Source organism: Variovorax sp. OK212 (genome assembly GCF_900112425.1).
Classification (GTDB): domain Bacteria; phylum Pseudomonadota; class Gammaproteobacteria; order Burkholderiales; family Burkholderiaceae_C; genus Variovorax.
On the sequence record NZ_FOLP01000023.1, the window covers coordinates 86513 to 98581 of the forward strand.

At 70.7% G+C, this 12069-nt stretch carries 5 protein-coding genes; 1 reads left to right on the forward strand and 4 read right to left on the reverse strand.

Features of this window, described 5'->3' with window-relative positions; translation table 11 throughout:
* Positions 1-33: 33 nt before the first annotated feature.
* The 3 genes from BM004_RS35140 to BM004_RS35150 all read right to left on the reverse strand — a co-directional run bounded on the left by BM004_RS35140 (position 34) and on the right by BM004_RS35150 (position 9047).
* A complete protein-coding gene (locus BM004_RS35140) occupies positions 34-3642 on the reverse strand; it encodes a hypothetical protein (protein ID WP_143072617.1) in 3609 nt (1202 codons plus the stop codon).
* A gap of 162 nt (positions 3643-3804) precedes the next feature.
* A complete protein-coding gene (locus BM004_RS35145) occupies positions 3805-6960 on the reverse strand; it encodes an autotransporter outer membrane beta-barrel domain-containing protein (protein ID WP_093220608.1) in 3156 nt (1051 codons plus the stop codon).
* A 434-nt stretch (positions 6961-7394) separates the two neighbouring features.
* Complete coding sequence (locus BM004_RS35150; protein WP_093220609.1) at positions 7395-9047, reverse strand: alpha-amylase family glycosyl hydrolase; 1653 nt, start codon at positions 9045-9047, stop codon at positions 7395-7397.
* Between the two features lie 32 nt (positions 9048-9079).
* Here BM004_RS35150 and BM004_RS35155 point away from each other — a divergent pair, with 32 nt between their 5' ends.
* Positions 9080-10744, forward strand: coding sequence for an alpha-amylase family protein (locus BM004_RS35155; RefSeq protein ID WP_093129434.1), 1665 nt, complete (start codon positions 9080-9082; stop codon positions 10742-10744).
* 46 nt (positions 10745-10790) lie between these two features.
* Here BM004_RS35155 and BM004_RS35160 read toward each other — a convergent pair whose 3' ends face one another.
* The gene (locus BM004_RS35160; RefSeq protein WP_093220612.1) at positions 10791-11900 is read right to left on the reverse strand and encodes a BMP family ABC transporter substrate-binding protein; all 1110 of its coding nucleotides are present in this window, start codon (positions 11898-11900) and stop codon (positions 10791-10793) included.
* Positions 11901-12069: the final 169 nt, after the last annotated feature.

Here is a 12069-nt window from a genome sequence, read left to right on the forward strand (position 1 = left end):
GCGGCCTGCCCGCGTCGACCGCTGCCGCTCAGCTCAAGGCTTGGCCGCCGGCAGCGCAAGGCTGCACATGCCCGCCTGCTCTTTCATGCTGTCCACCGCGGCATGCGACAGGTGCCATCCGAGCGGAAAGTGCACGCCCTTGGGCAGCAGGTCGATGGCGGTCACCGGCTCCGTGCGGGCCGTGGCGGCCTTGCCGCCCATCGCCAGCCGGGCCTGCATGACGGCGTCGCCCTCGCGGGCCTCGGCGAGGCGCCCGCCGGCACCGACGCCGCTGGTGTTGATCACCGCCAGCAACGGGCCGATCAGGTCGAGGTAGGGCGTCTTGCCGCGCGCGCAGACCGGCCGCGCCGGCTGGTAGCGCTCGCCGATGGCCGTGGTGCAGGCGGCGTTGTCCGCTGGAATGACCTGCGCGCGCGTCGGCGGCCCGGTCTCGCCGCAGCCCTTGGCGGTCGCGGCGCCCGGGTCGGACTCGTTGCGGATCATCAGCACGCGCGGCACTAGGTTCTCGCGCAGCCATTTGCGCTGCTCGGCCGGTATCGCCTCGCACGGCCCCAAGGACGCCGCGGGTCCGCCCTTGCTGACGGTCAGGCAGGCGCTCAGCGCGCGCACCAGGTCGGCCGTCGATTGCGCACCGCCGTTGTCGAAGTACCCGCCGTCGGCCAGGTGGCCGCAGATCTTCGTCGCGGCCGCAGGCGAGGTCTTGTCGGGCACCGCGGGCACGTCCGCGCCGCGGTGGTCGCAGAGGTAGGCCGGCGTCTTGAGCCCGCCGATGGCGTTCACGTAGGGAAAGCGCGCCGCGTTGTGCGCGGCGGCGCCCAGCGGCATGTCGGCACCCACGAGGCCAAGCTGGTCCTTGCTGCCGGGGAAGTCGGCCTGCGACACGCGCAGCTCGCTGGCGATGGCGCGTTCGCCGGTCTCGACCCAGGTGGCGTTCAGCAGCAGGTAGGGCACGTGCCTGACGTCGTTGCCGCTGCCCGCGTCGTCGCGGTGCAGTTCGCGCATGCCCTTGCGCAGCCGCGGCGCGCCGACCTCCATGGTCTGTTCGAACCAGGCGCCGCGCGACATGAAGCCGCACCCCGGCGTCTTGCACACGCCGCTGGGGACCACGCGGCCGAGCAGGTCTTCGAACATCCACGAAGACAGCAGCGGCGAGAGCAGATCGGTCTGGGCGAACCGCATGATGCAGCGCTCGCGCGCGGCGGCGTCGAGCGGCCCGCCGCAGGCGCGGTACACCGCCGCGCCCACCGCGCCGCCGGAGACACCGGAGATCGCGAAGCTGCGCTGCGCGAAGCTCGGGTCCTGCGCTTCGAGGCTGTGCAGGGCCATGGCCGTCCACATCGCCGCGCGGATGCCCCCGCCTTCGGTCGACACGAAATACACGTCCTGGCCGCCGCTGGCAGGGTTGGCCGGGAACTGCGGGTTGCACGCGGCCTGGTCGTTCTGCGCGTGGCAAAGGCCGCGCAGCCATTGCGCCAGGGCCGCGTCGAGCGCCACCCCCGCGATGACGGGCGCCTGCGCCGCATCGCCGGGCCGGCGCGCGGTGGCGAGCAGGTTGCCGGCCACGATGACGATCGCCAATGCAGGCAAGGTGAGGATCAGCGGCCAGTACACCCTGAGCATGCTGGCGCCGGTCGACGCGCGCACCCGCGCCATGGCCCACCGGTAGGCCACCGCGAGCACGCAGGCCAGCAGCGCCGTGCAGACCAGCATGCGGATGCCGCCCCAGCGGCTGTACTCGCCCGGCAACGGCCCCGGCCAGACGATGTGGTTGTCGGTGAGGCCCGCCACGCCGAGCACGCCGACCCACGCGAAGAACACCAGCACCCACGGCACCGCCGTGCGAACCTCCAGCAGCGACAGCCAGCCGAACACGCACAGCCAGAAGGTCAGCGACAGCAGGATGACCGGAAAGGCCATCGAGGGAAAGTAATCGCCGCTGCGCCCCGGCAGCACGTCCACCAGCCGGCAGGCCAGCACCAGCGCGAGCGCCGCGAGGGGCAGCAGGTACGGCGTGAGCTTGCCGAGGAAGTTGTACTTCACGATCCTGGGCGCCTCGTAGGAAGGCTCACCCGGCCCGGGGGCCTTGGGCGTTGCGTCGAGCAGGCCGAAGCGCTCGCTCCACTCCTTCCAGTCGATGCAGTCGTAGTAGCCGCCGGTGGACGCCTTCTCCGACCGGCGCCAGATGAAGCCGCCGCCCGCGAAGACGGCCAGCACGGCGAAGGCCACCACGCCGAGGCTCGGCACCAGGCAGCTCGGCCAGCCGGCATGGCCGCCGCCGTGCGCGGCCGTGCCCACCTGCGCCTTCGAAAGGTCCTGCAGCACGTTGGCGCACAGCACCACCACCAGCAGCACCGGCACCAGCGCCAGCACACGGGCCCAGTCGCGCGCGAAGAAGTCTTCGTGGCGCTTGCCGACCGGCACATACCCCAGCCCGTCGTCGTGGCGGATGCGGCCGGTGGAGCGCCGCAGGTGGCACACGCTGCGCGTCCACAGCCAGCAGGCGAACACGAGCATCGCGAGCGCCAGCACGGAGACCGCGAAGACCGTGACCGAGCCCGCGAGCAGCCAGGCGGCGGCGCCCCAGTCGATCGGGGTGCCGGGCGGCGGCATCGGCGCGCCGCCCCAGTCCACATGGACCATCGTGAGGAAGCGCGGCACGAAGGAAGCGGTCGAGGCAATGATGTCCCGCGACTGGTCCATCACCACGGTCAGCCCCGCCAGCAGCGCGAGCGCGGCCAGCACGTAGCGGCTGCGCACGATGCAGTCGAAGATCGCTGCCCGCAGGTCGGCGCGCAACTCGCAGCGGTGGGCATTGTTCGGGCGGTCCGGAAGAATCGACAGCACCACGCCGAACAGCCAGCAGGCGCCGCCGGCCGCCAGCACCAGCAGCACGGCACCGGTCAGCGGCCACTTGGCCTGGTGCGCGGCGCAGCCCAGCCGGCCGCGCCATGTGGCGCCCTCCGCAGCGGCGCAAGCATCGGCGCTGAAGTACATGGCCGCCACCAGCGCGACGAGCGCCACCACCCCCACCGCGACGGCCCGCGGGTGCGCGCGCACCTGCCACGCGTCCAGGTTGGCGAGCCGCCCGACGCCGAGCAGCCCGAGCAGCAGCACGCCGACACCGATGCTCGGCCCCCAGCCGCCCGTGCGGCCGAGCGCCATCATGTTTTCCAGCAGGTCGACGGCCACCAGCATCAGCACCGGAACCCAGAAGAGCACGAACCACCGGCGCCCGGCCTCGCTGGCCTGGCCCGTGTCCTCGTCCAATGCGGTGGCGATCACGCGGCCGGTCTTCAGGAAGAACGCGGCATACAGCGGCACGAACAGCGCGCTGTCGAGCGCGAAATAGGCCTGGGCCAGCCAGACCAGCTGGCAGCGGCGCCACAGCTCGAGCAGTGCGGCGGCCGGCCCCGCGGCGCCGTCGTCGGCCCAGCCCGCAAAGTCCTCGACGCCCCAGCCGGTGCGCACATACAGCATGGACTGGATCAGCAGCAGGATCGCCGCGGCGCCGACGAGCACCAGGCCGAGCACCCGCGCGCTGCCGGAGACGAAGCGGGCGCCCTTGATCAACCTGTCGATCGTGATGGCCGGGAAGCCGCGATGGTCGTCGCCGGGGATGGTTACAGCCGTCGTACTCGCCATGGGAGCCTCGCTTTCTGCGTGCATCCGCACGGGCCGCGATCTTGAACGCATCGAAGCCGCACGTCATCCCCTGAACAGGGGAACGCGCGCGGGGCAGCCTCGCGCGCCATAGGACATAGGCCACAGGTCAGCCCCCCTGCGATCGCGGCGGTCAGCGGCAGTTCACCAGCGCACCTTCATGCCCACGCTGCCCTGCACGCCGCCCTTCGTGCGCGTGTCGCCGCCCGAGGCCCACAGCTTGCCCACTTCCGCGTACAGGCTCGTGCTCTCGGTCAGCTGCAGCGTGGCGCCGCCGGCCAGCTCGGTGCTGGTGCCGCCGGTGCGCGTGGCGATGTCGGTGTACGCGGCCGGGCCGACGAAGCGGGTGATGTCCGTGCCGCTGCCGCTGCGGTACACGTTGAAGCGCACGTAGGGCTGCAGCAGGCCGGCGCCGGTGGCGATCTCGCCCTTGACCCGCACGCCTGCACGCACCAGCCAGCCGTTGTGGCTGTTCTGCTGCACCAGCGCGCCGGCGATGCCGGTGTCGTCCAGGTTCACGCGCTGGTGCACCAGTTGCAGCTGCGGCTCGATGGTCCAGTTGGGCGCGATGGCGAAGGCCTGGCCGACTTCGACGGAAGCCAGCAGGCTGTTGCCCTTGCCGGAGGTGCCCAGGCCCAGCGCGGGTGACACGGTGTAGCGGTGGCGTCCGGCCTGCAGCACGCTGTCGACGTACAGGCCGTCGTCGTTCTTCCAGGTGGCGTAGGCGCCCAGGTACTGGTTCTTCAGGTTGTTGGTGCCCACCGCGAGGTTCTGCACACCGCTGGCGAAGCCGGTCACGCGCATGTCGCCGTCGAGCTGGCCCACGTACACGCCCACGCGCCAGTGGGGGTCGGCCCACAGGTCGGTGCCAGCCTGGAAGCCGGTCAGGCGGCCCTCGCTGGTGGGGCTCACGGTACCGCTCTGCGAGATGGTGCGGTCGACGCTGATGATGCGGCCCCAGGCCTGGCGGTAGCCCTGCTCGGGCGTGGCGATGTTGGCACCCGAGGGGCCGTCGTCGCCCACGCGCTGGTGCAGGTTGCCCACCATCGCGAGGTTGGCCTGGCGCAGCTGCTCGGGCAGCGCCGCGTACAGCGGCACTTCGGCGCGATAGGTGGGCACGACGATGGCACCCACGGCCGCTGCGCCGGCGCCCGCGGTGACCGCGACGTTGCCTGCGGCGTCCCTGGTGCCGGTGCCTGTTCCCGGGTCGGTTCCGGTGCCCGTGCCGCCCCCCGGCGGCGTGACAGTCGTGGTGGTGGTGGAGCGCAGGTACCAGTTCTCGCCCGCGCCGCTGGCGTCGGCCGCGTACAGCCGGTACTCGTAGGCGCCCGCATCGACGTGGCCGCCCGCCAGGACGAAGGCATTCCTGGTGGTCTGCGCCGTGGTGGTCGCGCCGCCGATGGCGCTGATCACCTCGATGCCGTTGCCGGCGGTGAGCGCGCCAAGGCCGCCCATGTTGGTGATCTGCACGTTGGTCGTGCCGCTCGCGATGGCGGTGGCGCCGCTCAGGATGAGCCGGTCGCTCACGCTCGCGCTGGTGCCCAGCGAGGTGCCCAGGCGCAGCGTGCCGCCGTTGCCGACCCACGGGCCAGTCACGGTGAGCGTGGTGCCGGGCACGGTGCCCAGCAGCGACACGGTGCCGCTGTTGGCCATCGACGCGATGGTCTGGTTGTGGCCGGCCAGGTCGAGCGTGGCGCCCGCGGCCACGTTGAAGGCGCTCGCGCTGCTGAAGGTGTTGGCCACGCCGGCGCGCAAGGTGCCCGCCGCGACGCTGGTCGCACCGCTGTTGGTGTTGGCACCGCTGACCGTGAGCACGCCCGCGCCGGCCTTCACCAGGTCGCTGGCGCCGGAGATGGTTCCGGTCCAGGCCAGGTCGTGGCCGTTGGTGTCGATGGTGCCGGCGCCGCCCAGGATCAGCGCGTTGGGCACGCTCAGGCCGTCGTCGCCGGCGATCACGCGGCCGGTGGCGCCGGGGTCGATGGCAATGGCGCCGATCAGCACGCCGCCGGTGTTCAGCGTGAGGCTGTTGCTGCCGGCGGTGAACTCGACGGCCGGCGCTCGGGTCACGCCGTCGCCGCCCAGCCCGCCCGAGATGGTGCCGGTGTTGGTCACGGCCAGGTTCGAGCCCCAGACGCCGACACCGCCGGCGCCGTTCGCACCGTTGGCGCCGCCGTTGTTGTTGACTCCGCCCGCACCGCCGGCGCCGCCCGTGATGCTGCCGGTGTTCGCGATGCCGGCCGCGCTGCCGGTGGACGACACGCCCGCGCCGCCGCCGCCACCCGCGCCCGGTGCGCCCGTGCCCGTGGCGCCGCCGCCGCCGTTGCCGCCCGCGCCCCCGGCGCCGCCCGTGATCACGCCCGCGTTGCTCGCGGCAATCGAACTGCCGACCAGCGTGAGCCCGATGCCGCCCGCACCGCCGCCGCCGCCCGAGGCGTTGAGCTCGCTTGGCAGCAGGCTGGAGCCGCCGGCACCGCCCGCGCCCCCGGTGATCGTGCACATGTTGCTGAAGGCCAGCCCCGGCGTGACGGCGTTCAGGTAGAAGCCGCCCCCGCCGCTGCCGCCACCGCCGGCCTGCGAGAAAGCGTCGCCGCCCGCCCCGCCCGCGCCGCCGACCGACGGCGCGAACGACGTGTAGTTGCCGAGCGGGCCATCGAGGATCGCGCCGTAGCCCCCCGCACCGCCGCCGCCCGCGGCCCAGTAGCCCTGCCCGCCCGCGCCGCCGTTGCCGCCGGTCCGGCTTTCGTTGGACGCGCTGACGTTGTTGGCAATCGCCCCGCCCCGGAAGCCGCCACCACCGCCGCCGCCATAGCCGTTGCCGGCCCCCGCGCCGCCGGTCTGCGACTGGCCCGCAAGGCCGTCGTCGCCCCGGAACGCGCCCGGGCCCACGAGATTGCTCGTGGTGCCCGCCGCGCCGCCGGTGCCGGGCGTGGCGCCTGCGAAGCCGCCGATGGCGGCGTCGCTGCCGGCCGTCGCGCCGGCGGGTGTCGAGGCGCCGCCGCTGCCGCCGCTGGCACCCAGGTTCGAGTCGTTGAGCCCGCCGCTGCCACCGTTGCCGTCGCTGCCGCCGGCCCCTGCATGCAGCAGCGGATCGCCCACCGGCTGGCCGCCCGCGCCGCCGGCCGCCATCGCAGGTCCTGCGGACAGCAGCGCCACCGCGATGGCGACCGCGATGGCGCTTCTGCCGACGCCGCTGCCGGCACGCGTGCTCGACGATGAGCGCGCGTGGCCGCGCGAGGTTTCAGGAGCGGCCACCCAAGTGCCGAGCGCGGGATTCCAGAGTGTCCGAAAGATCTTGTTCATCGCCTCTACCTGTTGCTTCGTTACCTGACCGGGCAGGCGCCCACATGCGGTGGCACTGGCGTGCCCTCCGCATACCGTGATTTGCGAAATGCAAGGTAAAAATGTAAGCACGCGTAGCAACTGGCGATATGCCTGATAACGGGTACCTAACGCAGGCCTTGGCAATGGCTTTCCACCAGCGTGGGGCCGTGAAAGCGCGCGATGACGTCGTCAGCCGCGAACTGCATCGGGGAGTAACCGATGTTTCGAAGGTAGGCTCAAAGTACTAGGGTTACCAGCAGGCGCGCGCCGGTCCACGGGAGCGCCAAGGCAGCGGGCTGACGCGTGGTCGATCGCCCGCTCAAAGGACGGAGATCGGAGGGACCGTCGGCCACCGCACGTTCGCCAAGATCGCCAAGATCACCACGACCGCCGTGGCGCCGGCGCTCCTCAGTTCACGCCGATGCCGGGCCCTGCACGGCCAGCACCACGCCTTCCAGCGCCGCCAGGGACAGCGGCTCCGCCTGGAGGCCCTCTCGCCCCTCGTGGGTGCTCGCGAGCACGCCGACCACCCCACCCGACACCGCGCTGCCGATGTCTCTCTGCGCATCCGCGAAGTTCAGCAGCACCATCAGCCGCCGCTGCCCGAGCGTGCGTGCATAGGCCAGGATGTCCGCGCCAAGGTCGAGCGGCGCCCACGCGCCGGCATGCAACGCCGGCTCGGCGCGCCGCAGCGCGATCAACCGGCGGTACAGCGCAAGCATCGACGTCGCATCGCCCTGCTGCCGTTCGACATTGCGGGTGGCCCAGTCGTCGCCCAGCCGCAGCCAGGGCTTGCCCTGGCTGAAGCCCGCGTGCGGGGCGGCGCTCCACTGCATCGGCGTGCGTTGCGGGTCGCGGCCGAGGCCCTTGCCCGGTTCGTTCTTCTCGAACGGGTCCTGCACTTCGCCGGGCGGAATGACTGCATCGGTCATGCCGATCTCGTCGCCGTAGTACAGCGTCGGCGTGCCGCGCAGGGTGAGCAGCAGCATCGCCGCGAGCCTGGCGTGCAAGGAGCCGACGCGGCTTGCGATGCGCGGCTTGTCGTGGTTGCCGAGCACCCAGTTGGGCGCCGCGCCGGGCGGCAGCGCGGCTTCGTAGTCGCGCACCAGGCGTTCGATCACGCCGGCCTGCCATGGCGCGCCGATGAGCTGGAAGTTGAAGGGCAGCTGCACGCCCTGCAGCACGCCCTGGCTGTCGAGCCCGTAGTACGCCACGAGGCGCGCCAGCGGCAGGTAGAGCTCGCCGATCAGCACGCGGTCGCCCTGCGCGTCGCTGAACGCGTCGACCACGCCGCGCATCTCGCGCACGATCTCCTGCACCTCGGGGAGGTCTGCCGTGTACAGCGGCAGCAGGCTGTGCGACGGGTCCCCGCCGGGCACGAACGCCGGATTGGCGGGGTTGTCGCGGAACGCGGCGTCCTTCACGAGGTGGTACAGCACGTCGATGCGAAAACCGTCGACGCCACGGCGCAGCCAGAAGCGCAGGGCCTCGTACATGGCGGCCCGCACCTCGGGGTTGCGCCAATTGAGGTCGGGCTGCTCGCGCAGGAAGGAGTGCAGGTAGTACTGGCCGGTGCGCGAGTCGAGCGTCCAGGCCGGGCCGCCGAAGTTGCTGAGCCAGTTGTTCGGCGGGCCGCCGCCGGGCGCGGGGTCGCGCCACAGGTACCAGTCGCGTTTCGGATCCTGGCGCGAGGAACGGCTCTGCGTGAACCAGGGGTGCCGCTCGGACGTGTGGTTCGGCACGAAGTCGAGGATGACCTTCAGGCCGCGCGCATGCGCGCTGCGCACCAGTTCATCGAAGTCCGCCAGCGTGCCGAAACGCGCGTCGATGCCGCAATAGTCGGAAATGTCGTACCCGAAGTCGGCCATCGGTGAGGGGTAGATCGGCGAAATCCAGACAGCGTCGACGCCGAGCGACACCAAATAATCGAGCCGTTGCCGGATGCCGCGCAAGTCGCCGATGCCGTCTCCATCGCTGTCCTGGAACGAACGCGGGTAGATCTGATAGACGATGCCGTTCTTCCACCAGCCGTCGGGCGGTGCGGGTTGTTGTTGTCTGGTGTCCATATGTGCGAGTCCTTCCCTGAAAGCAGGAATGCATGATCAAAGACCTTTGGTATAAGAACGCGGTCGTCTACTGTCTGTCGGTCGAGACCTTCATGGATGCGAACGGCGACGGCTGCGGCGACTTCGAAGGCCTCACGCGGCGGCTCGACTACCTCAACGGGCTGGGCGTCTCCACCATCTGGCTGATGCCCTTCCAGACCTCGCCGGGCCGCGACGACGGCTACGACGTGGCGGACTACTACAACGTCGACCCCCGCTTCGGCACCTTGGGCGACTTCGTCGAGTTCACCCACGCCGCGGCGCAGCGCGGCATGCGCGTGCTGATCGACCTGGTCGTGAACCACACCTCCGACCAGCATCCGTGGTTTCAGGAGGCCAGGCGCGACCCCGGCTCGAAGTACCGCGACTGGTACGTGTGGGCAGACCGCAAGCCGGCGCGCGCGGACGACGGCGTGGTGTTTCCGGGCGTGCAGAAATCGACCTGGACCTACGACAAGCTCGCCAGGCGCTGGTACTTTCATCGCTTCTACGACTTCCAGCCCGACCTGAACACCAGCCATCCGATGGTGCAGGCCGAGATCCTGAAGATCATGGGGTTCTGGACGCAGCTGGGCGTGTCGGGCTTTCGCATGGACGCGGTGCCCTTCGTCATCGCCAGGAAGGGCGCCGACGTCAAGGGCGCGCCCGAGCAGTACGACATGCTTCGCCAGTTCCGCGAGCTGATTCAATGGCGCAAGGGCGACGCCGTCATCCTGGGCGAGGCCAACGTGCTGCCCAAGACCGACATGCAGTACTTCGGCGACGAAGGCGAGCGGCTGCACATGATGTTCAACTTCCAGGTCAACCAGAACCTGTTCTACGCCTTGGCCAGCGGCGACAGCCGGCCGCTGGCCAAGGCGCTGGCGGCCACGCGGCCGCGCCCCGCCACGTCGCAGTGGGGCATGTTCCTGCGCAACCACGACGAGCTCGACCTCGGGCGCCTCACGCGCGCGCAGCGCGAGCGCGTGTTCGCCGCCTTCGCGCCCGACAAGGACATGCAGCTGTACGACCGCGGCATCCGCCGCCGCCTCGCACCCATGCTCGGCAGCGACCGGCGCCGGCTCGAACTCGCCTACAGCCTGATGCTCACGTTGCCCGGCACGCCGGTGCTGCGCTACGGCGACGAGATCGGCATGGGCGACGACCTGAGCCTGCCCGAGCGCAACTGCGCGCGCACGCCCATGCAGTGGTCGACCGAGCCGCACGGCGGCTTCACCGCGGCGCGCAAGCCGGTGCGCCCGGTGATCAGCGGCGGCGCCTACGGCTTCGAGCACGTGAACGTGGCGGCGCAGCGGCGCGACCCCGAGTCGCTGATGAACTGGATGGAGCGCGCGCTGCGCATGCGCAAGGAGATTCCCGAAGTGGGCTGGGGCGACTTCGAGGTGCTTGCGCATCCGTCGCCGCAGGTGCTGGTGATGCGCTACGACTGGCGAAACAACTCGGTGCTGTTCGTGCACAACCTGGCGCAGGAGCCGCTGGAGTTCGAGTTGCCGGCGCGAGAAATCGGGACCGAGGGCGCGCGGCTCATCAACCTGCTGACCGAGGCGCACAGCGAGGCCGACAAGAAGGGCCGGCATTGCATGCTGCTGGAGCCGTACGGCTACCGCTGGTTCAGGGTCGGCGGGCTGGGCTACCTGTTGCAGCGCAGCGAGATCTGAACCGCGGCAGCTGGCGACGTCATCGGCCGCAGCGCCTGCAGGCTGGCTAGCGGCTCACCCGCCCCTGCACGCCCTCGACCAGCCAGTTCATCTTCAGGATCTGCTCGTCGCTCAGCTGCGCGCCCTTGGCGATCACCACGTGCCCTTCGTTGTCGCGCACGTCGGCGGCCACCGCGCGAAACGGTTGCAGCTTGCCGGCGGCGATGTCGTTCTGCCGCGCGAGCACTTCGTCCTGCACGGCCTTGGGCACCTTGGTGCCGAAGTCGCCGACGCGGATCATTCCTTCCTTCACGCCGCCCCACACGTTGCCGCTCTTCCAGCTGCCGTCGAGTACGGCCTTGGCGCGCTGCGTGTAGTAGCCGCCCCACTGGTGCGTGACGGCCACGAGCTGGGCGTCGGGCGCGATCCTGCGCATGTCGGAGTGGTAGGCAATGGCCATCTTGCCGCGCTCCTGCGCGGCCGCCATCACGGCCGTGGAGCCGGTGTGGAAGGCCACCACGTCGGCGTTCTGGTTGAACAGCGCCATGGCCGCATCGCGCTCCTTGGGCGGATCGAACCACTCGTTGAGCCACACCACGCGGACCTTGGCGTTGGGGTTCACCGAGCGCATGCCGAGCGTGAAGGCGTTGATGCCCTGCAGCACCTCGGGAATCGGAAAGCCCGCGACATAGCCCGCCACGTTGGTTTTGGTCATGCGGCCGGCCGCGATGCCCGCGAGGTAGCGGCCCTCGTAGTAGCGCGCGTTGGCGGTCGCGACGTTGGGCGCCAGCTTGTAACCGGTGACCGACTCGAACTTCACGTCGGGAAAGTCCTTGGCCACCTTCATCGTCGGCTCCATGTAGCCGAAGCTGGGCGTGAAGATGAGCTTGTTGCCTTGCTGCGCAAGGTCGCGGATCACGCGCTCGGCGTCGGCGCCTTCGGCCACGTTCTCGACGTAGGTGGTCTTCACGCGGGCGCCGAGCGCCGCATCGACGGCCTTGCGGGCGTCTTCATGCTGGCGCACCCAGCCGGCGTCGGTGACCGGCGTGACGTAGACGAAGCCGATCTTCAGCGGCACCTGGGGTGCCGGGCTCTGCGCGAAGGCAGGGGATGAAAGACTGAAAAAACAGGTGGTCGTCCACGCCAGAACGGCGCGGCCCACGAGGTTTTTGTACATGGTGTTCCTCTACATGGCCTCGGCAATCAAATATTCGCAGCTGGCCGAGACACCCGTGCATGCGACAACGAATTCTAGTCTTACTGTGTCACAAGAGTAGCTTTACGCCCGCCCTTCCGCAGCAGGGGCACTGCCCGAGACGAGCGATCAGCTGGTAGCTCAGTCGATG

Bases quoted from the DNA above. Each gene is read 5' to 3' on its own strand.
- BM004_RS35140 (WP_143072617.1), bottom strand. From the start codon at position 3,642: ATGGCGAGTACGACGGCTGTAACCATCCCCGGCGACGACCATCGCGGC.
- BM004_RS35145 (WP_093220608.1), bottom strand. From the start codon at position 6,960: ATGAACAAGATCTTTCGGACACTCTGGAATCCCGCGCTCGGCACTTGG.
- BM004_RS35150 (WP_093220609.1), bottom strand. From the start codon at position 9,047: ATGGACACCAGACAACAACAACCCGCACCGCCCGACGGCTGGTGGAAG.
- BM004_RS35155 (WP_093129434.1), top strand. From the start codon at position 9,080: ATGATCAAAGACCTTTGGTATAAGAACGCGGTCGTCTACTGTCTGTCG.
- BM004_RS35160 (WP_093220612.1), bottom strand. From the start codon at position 11,900: ATGTACAAAAACCTCGTGGGCCGCGCCGTTCTGGCGTGGACGACCACC.